The organism is Niallia sp. XMNu-256 (genome assembly GCF_036670015.1).
GTDB lineage: Bacteria > Bacillota > Bacilli > Bacillales > Cytobacillaceae > Bacillus_BD.
In genome coordinates this window covers 1,001,422-1,021,599 of sequence record NZ_CP137636.1, presented here as the reverse complement: position 1 = coordinate 1,021,599, position 20,178 = coordinate 1,001,422, and the positions used below count along the sequence as shown (strand labels likewise).

25 protein-coding genes are annotated in these 20,178 nt (G+C 37.8%); 7 read left to right on the top strand and 18 right to left on the bottom strand.

All coding sequences use genetic code 11. The annotated features are described in order from the left end of the window. Nucleotides 1-31: 31 nt before the first annotated feature. From mobB to R4Z10_RS05160, 5 genes are all read right to left on the bottom strand, one after another. The gene (gene mobB, locus R4Z10_RS05180) at nucleotides 32-541 is read right to left on the bottom strand and encodes a molybdopterin-guanine dinucleotide biosynthesis protein B (protein WP_338472142.1); all 510 of its coding nucleotides are present in this window, start codon (nucleotides 539-541) and stop codon (nucleotides 32-34) included. Next, nucleotides 529-1,794 (bottom strand): gephyrin-like molybdotransferase Glp, encoded by a 1,266-nt coding sequence (glp, locus tag R4Z10_RS05175; protein ID WP_338472141.1) that lies wholly within the window; start codon nucleotides 1,792-1,794, stop codon nucleotides 529-531. Before glp ends, mobB begins: the two co-directional genes overlap by 13 nt. A gap of 127 nt (nucleotides 1,795-1,921) precedes the next feature. After that, entirely contained in the window at nucleotides 1,922-2,938 is a 1,017-nt protein-coding gene (gene moaA, locus R4Z10_RS05170; RefSeq protein ID WP_338472140.1) for a GTP 3',8-cyclase MoaA, read from the bottom strand. Between the two features lie 317 nt (nucleotides 2,939-3,255). Next, the gene (locus R4Z10_RS05165) at nucleotides 3,256-3,564 is read right to left on the bottom strand and encodes a metal-sulfur cluster assembly factor (RefSeq protein WP_338472139.1); all 309 of its coding nucleotides are present in this window, start codon (nucleotides 3,562-3,564) and stop codon (nucleotides 3,256-3,258) included. Between the two features lie 57 nt (nucleotides 3,565-3,621). Then, nucleotides 3,622-4,392 carry a prolyl oligopeptidase family serine peptidase gene (locus R4Z10_RS05160; protein ID WP_338472138.1) on the bottom strand — a complete coding sequence of 257 codons (771 nt, stop codon included), beginning with the start codon at nucleotides 4,390-4,392 and terminating at the stop codon, nucleotides 3,622-3,624. A 201-nt stretch (nucleotides 4,393-4,593) separates the two neighbouring features. On the opposite strand from R4Z10_RS05160, the gene R4Z10_RS05155 reads away from it, so the two are divergent. The 5 genes from R4Z10_RS05155 to R4Z10_RS05135 all read left to right on the top strand — a co-directional run bounded on the left by R4Z10_RS05155 (nucleotide 4,594) and on the right by R4Z10_RS05135 (nucleotide 7,344). Further along, entirely contained in the window at nucleotides 4,594-5,412 is an 819-nt protein-coding gene (locus R4Z10_RS05155; RefSeq protein WP_338472137.1) for a Cof-type HAD-IIB family hydrolase, read from the top strand. 120 nt (nucleotides 5,413-5,532) lie between these two features. Next, nucleotides 5,533-5,694, top strand: a complete 162-nt coding sequence (locus tag R4Z10_RS05150) for a hypothetical protein (protein WP_338472136.1) — start codon at nucleotides 5,533-5,535, stop codon at nucleotides 5,692-5,694. Between the two features lies 1 nt (nucleotide 5,695). Further along, nucleotides 5,696-5,872 carry a DUF3813 domain-containing protein gene (locus R4Z10_RS05145; protein ID WP_338472135.1) on the top strand — a complete coding sequence of 59 codons (177 nt, stop codon included), beginning with the start codon at nucleotides 5,696-5,698 and terminating at the stop codon, nucleotides 5,870-5,872. Nucleotides 5,873-6,060: 188 nt separating this feature from the next. Continuing rightward, nucleotides 6,061-6,918: a DegV family protein gene (locus tag R4Z10_RS05140; protein ID WP_338472134.1), complete on the top strand. Its 858-nt coding sequence runs from the start codon at nucleotides 6,061-6,063 to the stop codon at nucleotides 6,916-6,918. A gap of 294 nt (nucleotides 6,919-7,212) precedes the next feature. Next, complete coding sequence (locus tag R4Z10_RS05135; protein WP_075981472.1) at nucleotides 7,213-7,344, top strand: DUF3941 domain-containing protein; 132 nt, start codon at nucleotides 7,213-7,215, stop codon at nucleotides 7,342-7,344. A gap of 207 nt (nucleotides 7,345-7,551) precedes the next feature. Here R4Z10_RS05135 and R4Z10_RS05130 read toward each other — a convergent pair whose 3' ends face one another. After that, nucleotides 7,552-8,421: a S1-like domain-containing RNA-binding protein gene (locus tag R4Z10_RS05130; protein ID WP_338472133.1), complete on the bottom strand. Its 870-nt coding sequence runs from the start codon at nucleotides 8,419-8,421 to the stop codon at nucleotides 7,552-7,554. A gap of 391 nt (nucleotides 8,422-8,812) precedes the next feature. Between R4Z10_RS05130 and R4Z10_RS05125 the strand changes: the two genes are divergently transcribed. Beyond that, a complete protein-coding gene (locus tag R4Z10_RS05125) occupies nucleotides 8,813-9,307 on the top strand; it encodes a YajQ family cyclic di-GMP-binding protein (RefSeq protein WP_338472132.1) in 495 nt (164 codons plus the stop codon). Nucleotides 9,308-9,373: 66 nt separating this feature from the next. Here the strand turns inward: R4Z10_RS05125 and R4Z10_RS05120 are convergent, their stop codons facing one another. The 12 genes from R4Z10_RS05120 to R4Z10_RS05065 form a co-directional block, all read right to left on the bottom strand. Continuing rightward, nucleotides 9,374-9,799 (bottom strand): Hsp20/alpha crystallin family protein, encoded by a 426-nt coding sequence (locus R4Z10_RS05120; RefSeq protein WP_338472131.1) that lies wholly within the window; start codon nucleotides 9,797-9,799, stop codon nucleotides 9,374-9,376. Nucleotides 9,800-9,811: 12 nt separating this feature from the next. Further along, nucleotides 9,812-10,054, bottom strand: a complete 243-nt coding sequence (locus tag R4Z10_RS05115) for a spore germination protein (protein WP_338472130.1) — start codon at nucleotides 10,052-10,054, stop codon at nucleotides 9,812-9,814. A 14-nt stretch (nucleotides 10,055-10,068) separates the two neighbouring features. Continuing rightward, nucleotides 10,069-10,347, bottom strand: coding sequence for a spore germination protein (locus R4Z10_RS05110; RefSeq protein WP_338472129.1), 279 nt, complete (start codon nucleotides 10,345-10,347; stop codon nucleotides 10,069-10,071). 337 nt (nucleotides 10,348-10,684) lie between these two features. Beyond that, the gene (locus R4Z10_RS05105; RefSeq protein WP_338472128.1) at nucleotides 10,685-11,158 is read right to left on the bottom strand and encodes a (2Fe-2S)-binding protein; all 474 of its coding nucleotides are present in this window, start codon (nucleotides 11,156-11,158) and stop codon (nucleotides 10,685-10,687) included. Then, entirely contained in the window at nucleotides 11,151-11,999 is an 849-nt protein-coding gene (locus R4Z10_RS05100) for an FAD binding domain-containing protein (RefSeq protein ID WP_338472127.1), read from the bottom strand. Before R4Z10_RS05100 ends, R4Z10_RS05105 begins: the two co-directional genes overlap by 8 nt. 189 nt (nucleotides 12,000-12,188) lie before the next feature. Next, nucleotides 12,189-12,698: a hypothetical protein gene (locus R4Z10_RS05095; RefSeq protein WP_338472126.1), complete on the bottom strand. Its 510-nt coding sequence runs from the start codon at nucleotides 12,696-12,698 to the stop codon at nucleotides 12,189-12,191. Nucleotides 12,699-12,836: 138 nt separating this feature from the next. Further along, nucleotides 12,837-14,630 carry a S9 family peptidase gene (locus R4Z10_RS05090; RefSeq protein WP_338472125.1) on the bottom strand — a complete coding sequence of 598 codons (1,794 nt, stop codon included), beginning with the start codon at nucleotides 14,628-14,630 and terminating at the stop codon, nucleotides 12,837-12,839. Nucleotides 14,631-14,749: 119 nt separating this feature from the next. Next, on the bottom strand, nucleotides 14,750-17,065 hold the full coding sequence (locus R4Z10_RS05085) for a xanthine dehydrogenase family protein molybdopterin-binding subunit (protein ID WP_338472124.1): 2,316 nt from the start codon (nucleotides 17,063-17,065) through the stop codon (nucleotides 14,750-14,752). A 306-nt stretch (nucleotides 17,066-17,371) separates the two neighbouring features. Then, nucleotides 17,372-17,755: a hypothetical protein gene (locus tag R4Z10_RS05080; RefSeq protein ID WP_338472123.1), complete on the bottom strand. Its 384-nt coding sequence runs from the start codon at nucleotides 17,753-17,755 to the stop codon at nucleotides 17,372-17,374. Between the two features lie 60 nt (nucleotides 17,756-17,815). Next, nucleotides 17,816-18,031 (bottom strand): hypothetical protein, encoded by a 216-nt coding sequence (locus R4Z10_RS05075; RefSeq protein ID WP_338472122.1) that lies wholly within the window; start codon nucleotides 18,029-18,031, stop codon nucleotides 17,816-17,818. A gap of 106 nt (nucleotides 18,032-18,137) precedes the next feature. Beyond that, nucleotides 18,138-18,494: a YlbF family regulator gene (locus tag R4Z10_RS05070; protein WP_338472121.1), complete on the bottom strand. Its 357-nt coding sequence runs from the start codon at nucleotides 18,492-18,494 to the stop codon at nucleotides 18,138-18,140. Between the two features lie 287 nt (nucleotides 18,495-18,781). Then, complete coding sequence (locus R4Z10_RS05065) at nucleotides 18,782-19,375, bottom strand: DUF421 domain-containing protein (protein ID WP_338472120.1); 594 nt, start codon at nucleotides 19,373-19,375, stop codon at nucleotides 18,782-18,784. 307 nt (nucleotides 19,376-19,682) lie between these two features. Here R4Z10_RS05065 and R4Z10_RS05060 point away from each other — a divergent pair, with 307 nt between their 5' ends. Further along, nucleotides 19,683-20,132 carry a hypothetical protein gene (locus R4Z10_RS05060; protein WP_338472119.1) on the top strand — a complete coding sequence of 150 codons (450 nt, stop codon included), beginning with the start codon at nucleotides 19,683-19,685 and terminating at the stop codon, nucleotides 20,130-20,132. Nucleotides 20,133-20,178 lie beyond the last annotated feature (46 nt).

Below are 20,178 nucleotides of genomic sequence, written 5' to 3'. Positions count from 1 at the left end.
CTGATCCTCCTAACAAGGATCAGCCCTTCTATTATATCATTTTGAGGAAGTAATCTACCATCCATTTAACGGCTTCTTCATCTTCTCGATGGAAAGAAACAATTTCTGTTTCTGGGGCCTCATCTCGATATAAAACAAGCTCAATCTCTTTCAAGTCATTTAAGAGATCAACATCCTCATCATTACGAATAAAGACGGCTTTTGGATAGGCCTCACGCTTATACCCCTCGATCAGAATGAGATCCGGTTTTGTTATCGAAATTAACTTTATTTTATCTTCCAAAGAGCTTTCACTATTTTCAATCTGTAGAAGTAGTCTACCACCACCTTCTACTAAAGAAGCAATTGCTCCTGAGGATATATGTGTGGTCGAGTCTTTTTCATTTGCTATAGCAGGTTTGCCACCATGTCCGTGATGCTTAATTGTAACAGTCTTAACCCCAAACTTTTTTAATTGGGACAATAATGTGTTTACAAATGTTGTTTTTCCACTATTTTGATATCCTACAAATTGAAAAACAAAGGGTTTTACCAAGGCCACTGACTTCCCTCAACCTCGTCCAGCAATAATACATCTACTTCATCCCCTGACCCGAACCCACGCGTTCCACCAGGCAAAATAATGAATGAATTGGCTCCAGCTAAACTCATAACAATATTAGATTTATCCTTTCCATTCGGCTTCACGACCAACTTTCCATCAGAGACTGAAAGTGCACTTCGAACAAATCGTGTAAATGGATTTGCTTTGGGAAAATCAGCTTCTAAAATTGCTTTTTCTCTACGTAAATGTGGATGAGTAGAAAACAGCATCTTTCTAATAATCGGTCTTGTAAGCAACTCAAAGCCTACATAACACGCTGAAGGATTTCCGGATAATCCAAAAAGGAGTTTCCCTTCAAACTGAGCAACAGTTGTGACACTTCCAGGGCGCATGGCAATTTTATTAAATAGAATTTCCGCCCCAAGCTTTTCATAAATTTCAGGAAGTAAGTCAAAATCCCCAACAGAAACGCCACCTGTAGTAATTAACATATCAACCTCAGGAAGCGCTTTAGAAATTGCTTTATAACATAAATCTAATTCGTCAGGTAATTTGCCATAATAGCGAGGTTCAGCGCCAACACGTTCAATTTGTGCCATAATCATATGAGAATTACTATTTCGAATTTTACCCGGTTGCAAAGGTTCATCCACATCCAGTAACTCTGTTCCCGTAGCAAAAAGTCCAACGATTGGTTTCTTTGCGACAGGTACTTTTGCATAGCCAAAAGTTGCCAACATCGCCTGTACACCAGGATTAATGAAGGTTCCCCTTTTAACTAGGACTTCCCCCTCTTTGGCATCCTCCCCGCAAAAAGAAACATTATCCCCTTTATTATATGATCTTTTAATCGTTATGTATGGTTTTCCGCTTTTCTCTAATTCCTTTGTTAGTTCAAGCATGACTACAGCATCACTGCCCTCTGGCATCTGTGCACCTGTCATAATCCGTACCACTTGAAACGGTCCCAATACTTTTGAGCTGACCATCCCTGCACCGATATGATCTATTACCTCGAATTCTACTGGATTGGAAAGCGACGCCTCTTTTGTATCAACTGATCGAATCGCAAATCCATCATATGGTGCTTTATCAAATGGTGGTACATTATTTGTAGCCACTAAATCCTCGGACAAGTATCTGCCATAACTCTCGTCAATGGATACATATTCGACACTGCCTGGTTTATTATATGTCATTACCCTTTTGACAGCTTCACCTACTGGAATAGGCGTTCTCATCTCAACCATAAAATCACTCACTCCTATGTTTTCTATTTTTTATTATAACTATTTATGTATGAAAAGAATAATCATTGCGACAATCTTTTTTATCCTAACCTCCTCTGAATGAGAAAAAACCCCTTAAAAAGGGGTTTTAGCCACCGATATAAGACATCTCTATTTTCTTTCGATTGGCTACCGTTTCAGCTGTTCGTTCTTCGGAATATCGATCGGTTCTACCCTGCCAAATCTCTATAATTCGATTTCGGATTTCTTGATCTGATGCACCATTTCGCATAAAGTCGCGAATGTCATGGCCGTTTCCATTGAATAAACAAGTAAAAATTTGTCCATTCGCAGACAAACGAGACCTTGTACAAGTAGAACAAAATGCCTCAGATACAGAAGTAATAAACCCGACCTCAACCCCATTATCTTTATACTTGTAACGCTTTGCAACTTCCCCATAGTAATCAGGATAAAGCGATTCTAACTCAAAATGTTCTTTCAACATATAGTAAATTTCTTTCTTCGTAATCACATCATCCATTTTCCAACCATTCGTGCTGCCTACATCCATAAATTCAATATACCTTAGTTGCAACCCCTCATCTTTACAGAACTGGGCCATCGGAATAATCTCGGAGTCATTTAAACCCTTTTTGACAACCATGTTGATTTTTATACCTAGTCCTGCTTCTTGGGCCGCTTTGATCCCTTTAAGGACCGGCTTGGTTCCAACGTTTCGGCCATTAATTTCCCCAAATAATTCATCCTTTAAACTATCTAAACTAATATTCACACGTTGTAAACCTGCATCTCTCAAAGCTTGGGCATATTTGGGCAAGTAAACACCGTTTGTTGTTAATGCTATATCGTGTAAACCTTCAATTGAGGATAACTTTTCCACTAAAACGGGCAAATCCTGCCTTAATAACGGTTCTCCACCTGTCAATCGAATTTTCTCTACTCCAAGACCAATAAAGATTCGTGCTAATCGTTCAATCTCTTCAAACGTTAGTAGTTCTTTCTTCGGTAAAAAAGCAAAATCTGGACCAAATAGATCAGCAGGCATGCAATATTGACAGCGGAAGTTACAGCGGTCAATCACAGATATACGTAAATCCCTCAGTGGCCGATTCAATTTATCTTTTATTATTTCTTTTGTCATTTAGTCAACTCCTTTAGAGATTTATTAACCTCTAAACCATTGAATTAGAAATGTTATTAATGATTATTTTTTATCCATACCTCATTATAGACTTTTTTGACCTATTGTTTCACAGCCAACTATTGACAATCTTGAGGTTACTTTCATTGTACTATAAAAAAACATTTTGGTTAACTCATTGTGCTTATACTTTTTACATTATATATGACCTTTTCCCCTAATGAAGTGAGGTTACTCACTATGGATTGAAATTAGTACTTTTAACCTCTATAGCGAAAAGCCGGCAGTTGCCGGCTTTTGATTGGATAAATTCTTTATTATTGAACTCCAAGAGCAATTTTTGCATATCTAGACATTTTATCTTTTGTCCATGGGGGACTCCAAACAACATTAACAATTGCATCTTTTACCTCTGGAATTTCACTTACCGCAGCTTTTACTTGGTCTACAATTACCCCAGCCATTGGACAACCCATTGAAGTTAAAGTCATGTCAACAGTTAATATCCCTGCATCGTCCATTTCTACTTTATAGACTAAACCTAGATTAACAATATCTATGCCAAGTTCGGGATCGACTACATTTTCTAGAGCTCCCATAATATTCTCTTTTAACGCTTCTTCCATTTTTCAAACCCCCTGTTCTCTAATCACATTATATCATAACAAATCAACCTCTATTAATTAAGCTAAATGCTGCTCAAACCATTCTACTGTTTTAAGAAGCCCTTCTCTGCTAACCTTGTGTCCGGATTTTTCGTCAACAATAAAAAGTAACTTTCCTGGTGAATCCTGATAAAATGGTTTAATTTTTTCATAAAAATCATAAGTATAATTAAATGGAACAATCGGATCTTGCTTCCCGTGCCAAAAGAGAAGAGGTCTGCCATTTAATTTTTCAGGTTTTTTACTTAAATCAAACGTATTTATTTTATTAAGAAGTCGTTCAATTTCTTCTTGCTGTAATGGCAGGTGAATACCATTTTTCTTCAAAGTTTCTAACTGCCATCGTGCAAACTTTTCATATGATGGCATACCCATTAAGCTGGCTGCCGCCTTTATCCATTCATACTTTGTTAATGAACCAAGTGTAACAATTCCACCCATTGAGGTACCAACTAGCCCTATTTTTGCTGGGTCAATTAACTTTTCGGTTTCAAAGTATTGCCTGATCGTGTCTAATTCGTTGATAGACTGCAATACAATTTCCCAAAAATGAAAAGCTAACTGTTCCGTATCTAGATTTGCACTGCGCTCTCCATGAAAAGCTGCTTCAGGCAAAACAACACGCAAGCCTTTTTCAGCGAGTAAATAAGCATAATGTAAATTATGTTCTTTTGCACTTGTAAAGCCATGTTCAAAAATAACTAATGGAAGTTGATCATAATAACGATCTTTTTGTGCCAAATGTAAGGAAGGGATTCCGTTAATATGCTTATTTTCAACTAGTATCAACTTATAAAGCCTCCAAACGTTTTGTAAAGATATTTTTACAAAAAAAGATTATACTATTAACAAAATAGTATTAGTATTAAATCCATACTAAATGAATTGCATCCGACCATTGATTACAGATTAAGTTTAACATTAGACTTTTGTTTTCCAAAAGGATTACACTTATTAATAATAGAAAAAATTGATAAAAGGGGAGTTAGAATGGCAGAAAAACATTTAATTGTATTGGATTTAGATGGTACATTATTAAAAGATGATAAAACCATTTCAAGTAAAACAAAAAAGGTTCTTAATAAGGCCAAAGAATTGGGACATGAAGTAATGATTGCAACGGGTAGGCCTTATCGCTCTTCAGAAATGTATTACAATGAATTAAAATTAACATCCCCTATCGTTAATTTTAATGGGGCTTTTGTTCACCATCCGAAAGACAACAGTTTTGGCATCCGTCATACTCCTTTAGATATGTCTGTCGCAAAGGACATTGTTGAATCGTGCAACTCTTTTGATTTTCATAATATTATCGCAGAAGTAATCGATGATGTATACATACATTATCATGATGAAAAACTTCTTCAAATATTTAATTATGGGAACCCAACAATTACAACTGGAGATCTACGTAAATTTCTAAATGCTTCTCCAACCTCCTTGTTAATTCATACCGAAGAAGAACAATTGAAGATCATTCGCCAGCATCTAGCAGATGTCCATGCTGAGGTCATTGAACAACGGAGCTGGGGCGATCCATTCCCAATCATTGAAATTGTCAAACACGGTCTTAGTAAGGCGGTCGGTTTAAAAGAAGTATCCCAATATTATGGAATTCCACGTGATCGAATTATTGCTTTTGGGGATGAGGATAATGATCTAGAAATGATTGATTATGCTGGTTACGGAATTGCAATGGGAAATGCAATTGACGAATTAAAAAATATCGCTAAGGAAGTAACTTATACCAATGAGGAAGACGGAATCGGTCACTATTTAAATGATTTACTGAATTTAAAAGCAATCTAAGAATTCTTACATGATATTAATCATTGAGGGCCTCCTTACTTTTCCATATTATTTTTTTAACTATGGACCATACTAGTATTGAAGCTTCTTGCTTCAAAACTCTTTTTGGAGGGGATTCGAATGGGTAAACGTAATAAATCAAAACGTTTTGTACAGCAAGGTGTAGACTCTGTCACGAAACATGCTGAACGTATCCCGTATCACATGACATATGCTGAAGCTGAGGCTTATAAAATGTCAAATGTGAAAGAATCAGAATCTCAACTTGGAGAGGGCTTATAATATGAGTAATCGACTTTTTCAAGACGCTAGAAAATTGGTCGAAGCAGCGAAAAATAGCTACTCGGAAGAAGCGCACTTAAAGGCACAAAATGCGTTATCGTCCGCTTATGCTAACTCCACCACTGCAGAAAAAAAGCAACTCCAAGAACTACAAGAAGAGCTAGGTTCCTTATCATAAGGTTCCATAAAGAGGTTGATACACTCAACCTCTTTATTTGTATTTCTCCCCAAAATTCACTAAAAGTTCTTTTTCCCCTTGCTTTATTGTAAAAAAATTAATGATACACTAAAGTTAGATTGGCATGACATTTCATAATTGTACATAGAGTTTAAATAAAAAGATTTAATGAAAGCAGGTGTTCTCAGTTGCCAGTAAAAATATTAACGGACAGCGGGAGTGACTTACCCTTACAATTTTATCAAGAAAATGACATTACCCTTTTCCCTTTAAAGGTTCTGTTAAAAGGCCAAGAATACGAGGATTTATTAACAATAAAACCGAAAACGATTTTTGACGAGATTCGGAATGGGGAAGTGCCGAAAACGGCTCAAGTATCACCTCTTGATTTTGAAAAAACGTTTACTGAGATGGCTAAAAATAATGAAGATGGAGTTTACATTGCTTTCTCATCCAAATTATCTGGAACTTATCAAACAGCTGTTATGATTCGAGACCAAGTTAAAGAAGCCTACCCTGACTTTAATTTGGCGATTGTTGATACAAAATGCGCTTCCTTAGGGCAAGGTCTAGTTGTCATGGATGCTTTGCAACATGCCAGAAAAGGAGCTTCACTTGATGAAGTGGTAAAAAGAGCTAAATCGACAGCCTCCCACATTGAACATTTATTTACCGTTGAGGATTTGGACTATTTAGCAAAGGGTGGTCGATTATCAAAGGCTTCCGCTTTCTTAGGGGGATTATTAAATATTAAACCTCTATTAAATGTCGATGACGGGAAATTAGTCCCCATTGAAAAAATTCGTGGCAAAAAGAAAGTATTGCGTCGAATGGTGGATCTCATGAAAGAACGAGGGGGAGATTTTGAAAATCAAACCGTTGGGATCAGCCATGGCGATGATATAAAAACAGCATCAGAAATGAAGAAGCTCATTGAAGACGAGCTCCATGCAAAAGAGGTGCTGATTACAGAAATTGGCGCAGTCATTGGTTCTCATACAGGTCCCGGGACGATTGCAATATTCTTTTTAAATAAGATTCAATAGAATGGCAACTTTATCAGTGGTGATTTTCTTTCATCCCCTAACTATGGAAAGCCCAAGGCCAGCCCAGGCTTAGTGGTCACACAGACGTTGCCGTACGCGCATTAAGTCTGGGTTCATTATTTTGAAGCTTTACGGCAGCTGTTATCCCCAACTATCTTCTAATATTGTACTCAGAACCTTGAGGTTGAGCTCTTACTGCTGTTGAGCCTGATAAGTTGGTAAAAACTCACTAACATACTCTTTTCCTTAACACTCATACTACAAGAGAAGGATAAAGGAAAGGAGATTCATTATATGCCTCATACATCTGACAATGACAAAAAAGCAAAGGACAATAATGCCCTTCGCCATGAAAAGAATATGATGAGAGAAAAAAATCGTAAAGCTGGTAAACACCAATACTCAAAGAAAACAGACCATTTATAAAGTGTAACTCCCATCGGTGAGGGGTTTCCACTGATCGTTAGTTAGAGCCAGTGAAAACTGGTCACGTAGACGTTGCCGCAGGCATACTTAGTCTACGTTCATTTATCAATACATTACAGGCAGTTAAACCCCTACCTATCTCTATTCACTTTACTCTTGATGTAGGGTTTTTCTGCCTGTTATAACGTAGAAAGATTGATGCAGATATTATTCCGCATTTTCTTTTTTTAAATATGTCCATCCTTCTTCTTGATAGATCATTCCCTCTTTCATTAATCTTCCTAACGCCCTTTTAAATGCAGCTTTACTCATATTGAACCGCTCTTGGATGTCTTCAGGCATACTTTTATCCCAGTATGGCATCGCACCTCTTGCTTGAAGAATGGACAAGATTTCTTCCGCATCCTTATCCAGTGCCTCGTGCTTTCTAGGTAGTAAAGACACATTTATCGTGCCATCTTCCTTCACATCAATGACCCTGCCTTCTACCTTTTCACCAAGACGAGGTTCTACATCTCGCTGTGACTCATGGATAAAGCCTTTATAGCCTTCTACAGTATAAATCCATGAACCCACTTTAGCTGTTCGATAAATAAAACCATGAACCGATTTGTTAAAAATCTCCCTTGTGGCCTTGACCGAATGTTCCTCAATAATTGGATCAGTCGCTGTTTTAACATAGATTCGATTATTTTTATTTACCCGTAAAGTAATAAACAGCATATCCCCTATATCAGGCCAAACACTTTTATGAACGGGAAGATCCTCTTTCCCCAGAAGCATATCTTTTTGAATACCAATATCCAAAAATACACCTAGCCCTTGTTTCATATCAGTAACAGTTGCCCAATCATAAGTTCCTACTGTTACTTTCGGTATCGTTGTTGTCGCTGCAATTCTTCCCTGTGAATCTGTATATAAAAAGACTTCCACATCTTCTTCACTTTCTAATTCGCGATGCACTTCATTATTATGTAAAAGAATATCTTCTGTTCCATCCGTTAAAAAGTAACCGAACTCCGTTTGTCTGGTTACTTTTAAGGTAATCACTTGACCAATATGATCTTGTATTGCCACTCAAATCCCTCCTTAAAGGTTTGTTGTTTTTTCTTCAATCATTCATCTAGAAGATTGAGCATTGTCCAAAGGTTGTATCGACTGGTTTATTTTACTATAATTGGTTTGTAAAGGGAAACTTCTTTCTATTATCTCCAAATGGATGAAAAGAATGATAAAGTGAAACTTTCATCAGTAGAGGGGAGTTCTTTCACACCCCCACTGATGGTTAGCTGAAGCTAGCAGCATGCTGGTCACGCAGGCGTTGCCGTAGTGTAATCAGTCTGTGTTCATTATTTCGGAGCTTTACAGGAGTTGATCCCCACCCATCTTTTTTATTGTAATCAGCATCCTAAGGTGGAAGGTCTTCCTGCTCGTTAAGCCTGATAAATATAGATAAGTGGAGGTTCATATGGCGGCAAAAGAAAGTTCATTTGATATTGTATCAAACGTTGATTTTTCAGAAGTAACGAATGCAATTCAAATTGCAATGAAAGAAATTCAAACACGTTATGATTTTAAAGGCAGTAAAAGTGACATTTCACTTGATAAAGAAGAACTTGTGCTTGTTTCAGATGATGAGTACAAATTAGATCAAGTAAAAGACGTGTTATTTAGCAAACTCATCAAACGTGGAGTGCCTGTTAAAAACCTTGATTATGGCAAAGTTGAAAAAGCTAGTGGCGGTACGGTTCGACAAAGGGCTAAGCTTGTCCAAGGAATCGATAAAGAGAACGCTAAAAAAATTAACACCCTTATTAAAAACAGCGGACTAAAAGTGAAAAGCCAATTACAAGATGATCAAATCCGTGTAACAGCAAAAAGCCGTGATGACTTACAAAAAATCATCCAAGCAGTGAAAGAAGCAGATTTGACTGTCGATGTGCAATTTGTTAATTATCGCTAATGAAAAGTGCCAAGCATCGTCCTCTCGGAAGAGTGCTTGGCATTTTTATTATTATGTTTCTTTATATTAAATTAATTTTATTGGTTCTACAGTTTGTCTAGGATACGAAACCAGTAGTAACCCGTTATCGATTTGAATATGCATCAGTTCAGGCTTTGTCGGTTCAGGAAGATCAATGATTCGCTGGAAGTCTCCATACACTCTTTCTCTTCTAATTTCCTTTTCTAGCAGGAAAATAGGCTGACATTTTCCGTTAATTTTTAGCTGTGTATTTGAAATTAAGCTTAAGGAAAGATTTTCACGAGTCACACCCGGTATTTCAATAATAATAAAGTTATAACTTTCATTTTGATACATATCACATTTGGGTTGGTACTTATCTTCCTTGATGTTTTCATTAGGATATCTTTCTTGGAGTACTCGAGTCCAAAAGTCTGTTTTTTTGTATTCATTTGTAATTTCCAACCACTTTCTCATTTTTTCTATATCCATGTTTCTGCTCCTTTATAGCTGGTTGGCAATTGGCATAGATGGGTTACCGATTTGATCTTGGTCACTAATATCTGTATCCAAGTTTCCCGAGCCCCAAATAGCCGATGGTGGTGAAAAATCTCCTAAAGAAAAATTAGCACCCACATACTTACTATTAGCTGTGTGACTGTTATGGACAGTAGGTCCTATATCTATATTTCCGTTCTGATTAGCTCCATTGACCTTTATATTAAAAATATTTATTTGATATGGCATATTAAGTTACTCCTTTAATAAGTTGGTGGTATTGGCGGTGGGGGTGGCACAGGTGTACTCATATAAGCGTTATCGGCATTTCCAATATTTGTTTGATCGTTCACATCAGGATCATTTAATAAATTCTCCATGAAGGCTTCGGTTGGTGATGTATCTCCGTAAGAAGCATTCATTCCTTGGGATTTGTTATAAGCTGTTGGACTATTGTAAGATGCTTCACCAATTGTGATGGAACCATTACCTGAAATACTATTGATCTTTAAGTAATGTAAATTAATGACAACTGACGGCATTTTAAAAACACCCTTCTATCATGTATCTTATCGGTACTATATGCGATAAGAGGCCTATAGGTTCCTGTAACAGTCTAACAAGATTAAGAAAGTTAAAAGTTGCCTTATTAATTTCTAAGTAAATAAGCTTTAACTCCTTCCAAGTTATCAATTGGTTTATATACATAGCTATTTATATAGAGAGGTTGGAAAATATGTTTGTTATGAAGGATATAGGATCAGATGGGGGGATTTTCTTTAATCGCTGTTTTTATTTTTTTCTCCTTTATTATGGGTCAAGTTTCTAAACGATATTCGTATCATACGTATATATTCACTTAATGTTCCTATTACCCCCTTATTTATGTTTTTTTGATAAATGGAGCGCTGATTTAACCGCCTCCTCAATTTCCAAATATCCCGTACAGCGGCAAATGTTAGACTCCAGCCATTTCTTAATTTCATGGTTAGAAGGATCTTTACGATGCTCCAATAAGGAATGGCAATTCATAATAAACCCTGGCGTACAATATCCACATTGAAAAGCAAATTGATCAACAAAGGCCCCTTGAATAGGATCATTTAGTCCCTCAATTGTAAGGATGTCCTTGCCGATGGCCTCAACAGCTAAGGTCAAACAAGACTTTTGTGAGACACCATTGATGTTTACCGTACATGCACCGCAATCTCCATTTAGACAACCAGGCTTGGCACCTGTAAGACCTAATTGATAACGCAAAACATCTAATAGAATATCAGCATAACGGAAAATTACTCTCTTTTCTTCCCCATTGACCACTAGGATTGTACTTACACTCAAAGCGTCAGACATTGTCTTGCTCCTCTCCTTCTAGTTGGCGAAACACATCATGTAGTGTATTCTTTAATACAAATAATCGATATTGAAAAGATCCTTCTGAATCATCTAAGGGCGGTACCGTTAAAGTTTGGATTGCCTCATCAATTCTCTGATGTAAAGAAGACCCCTTGTTATTAAGCTGCTCTTCCATCTGCTTAGAACGAAATGGATAGGAAGTCAGACCGCTTATAGCTATTCTGATATTTCCATTAACCTTTAAAGCCGCAACAGTAATAAGTGGGTAACCTGTATTCCATTGCCTTCTTCTTTTTATACTGACATATGGTAGTTCAAGATAGCTTATATCCGTTTTAATTCCGACAAGTAATTCACCGCGTTCTAATAAAAGCTTTTCATTAAAAATTTCGTTTATGGGTACAGTTTTGATTCCGTTTAAGCCCGCAATCACCATTTCACTATCACATAATAAAAAAGGCAGGACTGCTTCCCGATAAAAAATTTGTCCGCAAATATTCCCACCTGCTGTAATTTTATTTCTGGCCGTCCGATCAGCAATCTCACTAACGGTTTTACTTAATAATGGAAAAGGATTCCTCTCTTCGATATCAGTCAAGGTAGTAGCTGCACCAATTAATAAATGCTCCTTATGAGTTTGGAATGTTCTACATTCTGGTATCCCTTTAATATCAATGACGGCCCCGGTCTTTACAGCATTTAATCTTCCTAGCGTAATGATTTCTGTTCCTCCTGAAAAATAAATCGGATCCTTTCCTTTCTTTTGTAAATCCTCATATAATTGGACTGCTTCTTTAATGGATATCGGAAGATAATACTCGAAGTCGTATGAGATCAAGAATCTGCCCTCCTTGTTAAATTAGATGAACATCAATCTACCTCATAGAAAAAGCAAAAAAAGAGCTCAGTAAAGCACAGCCTGAGCTTCTCCTACAAACTTTTAATAAGCATATATAGTACAGAACAGCTTCCTCCATTTTTATATTATAAAAATAATACACATTTATTATTCGGTTTCCATTTCTACTTAAAGTTCATAATCAAAATCATCGCGCCCTGGCTGTTGCGCATACGATTGATGCTGGGTTGGCTGTGTGCTGCTAGTTCCAAAGCCATGAGATCCTCCATGGCCCATTCCATAACCTCCTGGGTATCCCCCATGGCCCATGCCGTATCCTCCTGGGTATCCTCCATGGCCCATGCCGTATCCTCCTGGGTATCCCCCATGGCCCATGCCGTATCCTCCTGGGTATCCTCCATGGCCCATGCCATAGCCTCCTGGATATCCTCCATGGCCCATGCCGTATCCTCCCGGGTATCCCCCATGGCCCATTCCATAGCCTCCTGGATATCCTCCATGGCCCATGCCATAGCCTCCTGGATATCCTCCATGGCCCATGCCGTATCCTCCCGGGTATCCCCCATGGCCCATGCCATAGCCTCCTGGATATCCCCCATGGCCCATGCCATAGCCAGCCCCATAGCCCGGCTGAGTCCCATATCCCATACTTCTTTCATCAAAAAATGGTTGTGCCATTTTTGTCGCCTCCTTAAGTCATTTCAACCTTATTGTATGTAGGCAATGTGGAAAGAAGAATCAATATTTACACAGTGATGCTTGTTTCACACCATTAACCTGTTCATACCTTATCCCATTAATCATTAGATTTTAATGTTAGTAGAATCGATTTCGTTTCATGGATTTTTCAAGGAAATCAGCTATTTGTGAATAGATAAATAACTGATTTTTTTCTTTTTCTAATGTATGTCCCTCATCCTCTAAGCGAATAAATGTAACAGGATGATTTCGTTTCATTAATTTCTTAATGATCTGCTCGGATTCTACAATCGGTACTCGCGGGTCATTTACACCATGTACGACCAAGAGTGGTGATTCTATATAATCTGCATAATGTAATGGATCAATCCGATCAAAAAAGTCTCCATCTTTTTCAATCGTTCCATATTCTTTCTCTCTGTTCTTTTTCCTCCAAGGACTTGTTGTTTTGAGAAATGATCGAAGGCTTGACATCCCTACAATATCAACGGCTGCTGCCCACAGTTGAGGATAGTGGCTAATGGCAGCAAGCACCATAAATCCTCCATAGCTTCCTCCCATTACTGCAACCTTACCAGGATCGACATTCGTTTCCCTTTTAAGCCAATTTACTAAACAAATCAGGTCCTTTACCGCATCCATCCGATTCCGAACATCATCTAGATGAGAGTACGTTTTTCCAAATCCTGTACTCCCTCGGATATTTGGCGTTACCACGGAATACCCAATATTTAATAAGTATTGCAATAAAGGATTAAAAGCAGCACGGCTTTGACTCTCTGGACCTCCATGAATATAAATGACCACCGGAAACTTTTTTCCTGTATTTTTAGTCTTATAGTAGAAAGAGTGGATAAGCAGGTTATCAAATGAACGATAATAAATGGGTACAGGCTCAACTAGTATCTTTTTTAAGAAAGACTGATCTGAAAAGGATAAGTGCGTATCAACTTTAAGGGTATGAAGATTCAGCTCCCAAATTTCAGGTGGATGAGCAGGTCCGTTTAATAAAAAGAGCAGCCTTTCACTATCTGGTGAAAATCTAAGATTTTTGATTACTCCCATGGGTGTTCCCCATGTTTTAAGCGTACTACTCTTTAAATCTACTAAATAACCTTTAGATATTCCTGCCTCGTTCATACTAAAAGCTAACAAATTCTTCTGTTCATTCATCGCCAATCCTTCAAAATCCCAATTACCTTGTTCAAGCCATGTAAGCTGAAAGGTATGCAAATCTAAACAAGCAAGGCCATAAAATTCCCTGTCTTTATTTGATAATAGATATAGATGATCGGCTTTTTGATTAAAATGAACATCCTTAAAACCTGCTTCTCCTGAATGTTCAGTTATCCATTTCACCTCACCCGTTAAAAGGGATAAAATGCCCAAATCATTATCAAGGGGCGAATTCATTCTACTGACCAATAATGATTTCCCATCAGGAAACCATGCTTCAACCGTATATTGCCCGTCAGAAGCAAAAACAAGACGAATCTCCAGTGTCTCAAGGCTCTGTAAATAAATGTCAAAAAAGGCTTGGTTTCGTCGGTTACTGGACCAGGCAATCCACTTACCATCAGGGGAGCTACCTCCATACAAATGAACGTGCTGCGGAGAATCTGTTAAAGGAATTAATTTACCAGCTTCTTTCAGTAAGTATAATTGGATCCTTTCATTTCCGGACTCATCTCTCCCAATTATTAAATCTGATGTTACATCAACATATTTAATAAAGGTTATTCCTTCTTGGAGCAAGGGAGTTTGTGCCCTTCTATTGCCTATTTCATATCCCCAAACCTGCGCAGACCCTTGCCGATCAGTAATAAAACTGACTCTTTTTCCATGAGGCTCATATTCAAAGGATTTAATACTTCGGGTGCTTACAATGGCACTTAATTCTACTGAACCCATTATCCTTACCACCCAGCCTTTCTACTTGAAAACCCTATCCCTTGTAATTCACAGTACAAAGTGTTAATCGGAAGTATTCTTACAAGAAGAACAGTTTATAGGGATTAAAAGATTAATCCTTATGTTTTCATCGATCTCCAAATCAATTCGGGGGTCAACGGAAGTTCATTCAACTCAACACCTGCCGCTTTACTTAAACAGTTTGCAAGTGCGGCGGGAATTCCTAATAATCCATGTTCTCCAACCCCTCTAGCTCCATAGGGGGCGTCTATTTGCGGAGTTGTTACAAAGTCAACTTTATAATGAGGGTTTTCTCCATAGTGTATCGGTCGATAAGTGCGTAATTGTGGATCTAGTACTCTTCCTAGATCATCAAAAACGAAAGTTTCTCTCCCAGCAAAGGATAATCCCATACTCATGGCACCCATTACCTGGCCACGTGCTGTCATCAAATTTAAAACGGTCCCAGCATCAACTACTGTTACTGCCTGAAGCAGTTTATAAGTCAAGTCTCTTTTATCAAATTCTATCTCCACACCATGAGCGGCAACCGTCCATTCTGGACCAGGCTGCCCCGCTCCGGTTTCCGGATCTAGAGAAGTCATCCGTCTTAATATATAATTTCCATGTCCCATAATTTGGCCACCAATTGAGTTGCCATTAGGATATTTATATCCATATACAACCTCTTTAAAATCTAACCCAATTTTAGGATCATCTCTTAAAAATACCCGTTCGTAAGCTACCTCGAGATCTTCTGTTGACACTCTTAGAACACATGCCGCGATTGCTTTAATTTGGCGGATGACATCATCTGCTGCTTCCAACACCGCTCTTCCGCCCATAAACGTGCCACGGCTAGCTACCGTTTTCCAATGTTCAGGCGTTGTTTGCGTCTGGACTTTCATTTTCACATGGATCCTATCGATCCCTATTTTTAAGCGCTCTGCAAGAATTTGAGCCAGAACCGTCTTAGTTCCTGTTCCAATTTCGATCACACCCGAGATTAGGTTCACACTGCCATCAGGATTAAAAGTTAGGATTACACCTGAACTTGCATCAGGATCAATGGTAGAGGTTTTCCAACTGCAAGATATTCCTTTTACTCTTATTCTTCTTTCATCAATTTCTTGAATTTGTCCCTGATCCCACTGGATCATTTCTTTTAACCGTTCAATACATGCATGAACATTCCCGACATTACTTTTATTCAGCAAAACTTGTGTAGGCGTTGTATGCCCTGGACGAATCGCATTCTTTTTTCGTAATTCGAGTCGATCCACTCCTAATTTTTCTGCCAGCATATCCATTGTCCGTTCAAATGCAAATAAGACCTCTGAATGTCCAAAGCCCCGAAAAGGACTGCCATAAGGATGGTTTGTATAAACACAGAGTGAATCACACCAAACATTTTCAATATTGTATGGTCCAGTACAATCGACGCCTCCAGCTCGGCTAACATCGATTGCCTTATCTGAATAAGCTCCACCGTCGAACAAGTAGAGGATTTCAGCAGCCTTAATGATTCCATCAGCGGTACACCCCAGTTTTACTTTTGCCTCAAGACCTACATGACAAGGGGCTGTCAGTAAATCTTCTTCTCTTGAATAAACAATTTTTACTCGTCTTCCTCCGACCGCTTGTGACGCAAGATAGGCTAAAATTTCCCACTGAATGGGTGCCTTTCCCCCATACGCACCCCCAACAAAAGGGGTCTCCACTACAATTTTCCCAATATCAATTTTAAAATAAATACTCAACAATTTTTTAACCATGAATGGAGCTTGCGAGGATGTTGTGATATGAATATAACCTTCTGGATCTATTTCTGCTGTCGCACATCTTGTTTCCATGGCAGCATGATCTGAAGGAGAAAAACCATAAGTACCTTCCACAACGAAATCACTCATTAACCATCCTTTTTCCATATTGCCCTTACGGATTTTGGTCACATTTGAAATATTCGATTGTGGCACGGGATAAGCAGTTCCTATTTTTTCGTATGAAGCTAGATTTTCATGAAGTAGTGGTGCATCTGGCTTTAACGCTTCAGTCGGAGAATTTACAACAGGCAGAAGTTCATACTTCACATCAATTGCATCTGCCGCTTTTTTCGCTATATGAAAGGTATCCGCAACAACAAGAGCAACTGGTTCTCCGTAGTATCGAACTCTGCCAACAGCAAGTGGAGGACGATCTCTAATTTCCTCCCCAGTTAGAGGTAAATCACGACTTCCTAATACAATGCCCCTCACTCCTTGTATTTTTTTTGCCTCAGAAACATCAATGGAAACGATTTTGGCATGTCCATATGGGCTTGTAACCATCCTTGCATGAAGAGTCGGTCCTGCAAGTTCATCTGCCGTATACCTCGCCCTTCCAGTTACTTTTGCAAATGCATCTTTGCGAATGACGGATTTCCCAATAATCTCCACTTGATCACCCCCATTTGATTTAATATACAATGTATGATTGGTACAGTATTTTAATCATAGATTTCTTTAAGGGGTTTTTATCAGGTTTAACGGACCAAGACCCCCATCTCAAGATTCTATGGATAATAAGGATAGGTGGGGGATGAAGAAAAACCTCTGCTGATGGAAATTTCACTTTATTGAAAAGAAAAAAATAACCCAGTTCAATATGACTGAGCTATTTTGACTTATTTATAAGGATTGACTGATAAAATGGAGAATCTTTTTATTTTTATTTATGAGTTAAACATATTTGACGAGAAATGACTAAATGAATGGATAACCATAGCCATATCCAGGATATCCATAGCCATAATATGGATATCCGTAGCCATAATATGGGTATCCGTAGCCATAACCATAGCCATATCCAGGGTAACCAAAACCACCCAATGCACTGCCCAATAATAATCCTCCTGCAAGTCCTCCTAAAAACGGGGCGCCAAAACCAAATCCATAACCAAACGGTCCCCCAAAGAAAGGTCTTCCAAAAAACGGTCTTCCGAATCCGAACGGTCTCCCAAAACCAAATGGTCTTCCGAAACCAAAAGGTCTTCCGAAACCAAACGGTCGGCCAAAACCAAACGGTCTTCTTCCAAAAATTCTTTCCTCACCCTCATGTGTTTGAACAGGCTCAAGCTCACTGTACATCCTTTTATTCCTCCTAGTTGTTTATTCTATCTAATTTATTTATTTTTAACTTTATTCTTCTTAATAGTCATAAACTGATTCGAATTCGTCACGATAGATCCATGGTCGATGGTGAAACGGGTAGCCCCCGTATCCATGATGGTGGAATGGATAACCGCCGTATCCGTGATGGTGAAATGGATAGCCTCCGTATCCATAATGATGAAATGGATAACCACCGTATCCCATACCATACCCACCATAAATAGGACTACCTCCAAAGAATTGCCTTTCCATTTTCTCTCCTCCTAAAAATCATTTCACAAATAGAGTATGCGTTTGTGACATTTGCTGAATAGATAAGTGCCTACCTTTTAGAATATTTAAATTTTATATGAGAAATTTATTTTTCAACCAGTTGTCCGTATAATTCCTCTAGGGGCTTTGAAATTATTTTATTCATTTCCATCATTAGCATATTAACTTGATAATCTGCCTCCATTAAGCGTCTAATCTTTTCATTTTGCTGGGCAGCTGCTTCCAAATTTTGTAATGCTGCCACTTCCTGCTCCCGAATTTCCTGCCCCATCATTTGTTTTTGTTGCAACTGGGAATTTAAATAGTTTATTCGATTTAAAACCTGTTTTGCTTGTGGATCCTTATTTAGTTCCATACTAACTCTTTGTAAATTTTTATATTCATTGCTTTCACGAAAAAACTTTTCAAAATACTTTGCAGCCTCCATTAAGTTTGCGGACATACCAACACTTCCTCCCTACCTTATTTTTGGTGCTTTTTTACCCCACATTGGTTTCAAGATTAGTGTATGTGTCCCAATTAAAAAAGAGCAGGCTTTTGCCTATAGGCACTCGTTCTAAAAAAAACTTAGGGAATTTACATTGAATATTTTTCGATTTTTCTGGTAAATAATAACGAAAACTAATAAAAAAGCCACTAATTTTTTAGACGATTAGTGGCTTCGTTGTTATTTGCAGACTAGAAAGATCTCCGTGTTCATTAACTCCACATATTACAAACAACCTCCATTTAATGATCTTTTCCCGGATCATAGTAATATGGGTCATGTTCATGGTCAGATATTCCATTATTATCAATATATAACTTTCCATTTTCTAAAAAAGTTGCTAACATAATATTTTTTACGATTCCCCCCCTTTTTTTAACTTCATTTAATAACCAGTTCTGGTCTAATTGTAGATACTTTAAATTAGCATGAATGATTTGACCGTCCATAATTAGTGGGATAGGTAAATACTCTCTGTTTACTTTTAAGTTTAAATCAATGGGTTGTAAGGGCCGATAAGCGGACTTAGGAATCACACTCAAATTACCAGTCTCTTCCATTATCGCCATAGCAATATTTCGAGTGTCCGTAAATCCTTTTACTCTCAATTGTGATAATAATTCATTCATTGGCATACGTACCTTTTTCAATCCATTTCTATCAATATCCCCATTGCGAATCAATACGGTCGGACTTTCATATAAAACCCATCGAAATGTGTTATTCAACGATAAACGGACAAATAGTTTATATAAAAGGACGATAACTCCTGAATAAGCAATTGCTTTTCCGGTATGATGAACTTCCACGGGCTCACTAATAATATTAGTGAGCACAAAGAGATACAATAAGTCAAAAGTGTGCATTTGGGAAACGGCTTTTTTTCCGGTTATTTTTAAAAAGAAAAATCCTGTCGTAAAAACTATGATTGCATTGTAAATTATATCCATTTTCCTTTGTCCAGCCTTTCATAAAATCCCCTATAAAATGATATCGTTAGTATTCGGAGTTTCTTCTGAAGCTAAACGTAAAGAGTCATGATATCTGGAAGAACTGTTATAAATTAAAATCCACAAATTTATTAATCATTATTACTGTCATTTTGGGCTATTCTGAATAAGATGATGAAGAGGTGAACTTTCCTTGTACAAAACTACTATAGAAAAAGATGATCTTGTAATTGCATCTATTCAGCGAGATTTAAACCTTACTATTGCGTTTTTAATACTATCAGGACAGCTTACAATCAGAGGGGTTATCGTCACTTCAGGTGGGTTTACTATTTCATTAAGCGGGCCTATAATTGGCGGTGCCCGAACAGAAGCCAAGTCAGGAGAAGTAGCCATCAATACATTGATCGATACCATTGATGTCATTACTTCTATCTTATTAATACTAGACGAAATCCGACTAATTGGTGTTTTGGTTGGACCGGGAAGGCTTTCATTAACTGTCAGTGGGCCTATATTTGGAGAACCTTTAAACAAACCCTCACTTCCAATAGAAAGAGAAAGTTATTACTTTTTTCACCGAATGATATCAACACACTTTAATATTGACCCCAACCTATTTAGAAACATTGAAAAGGAATGATAAACATGTCTTTAAATAAGTTACCCGTAATAAAATTATCTGAAAA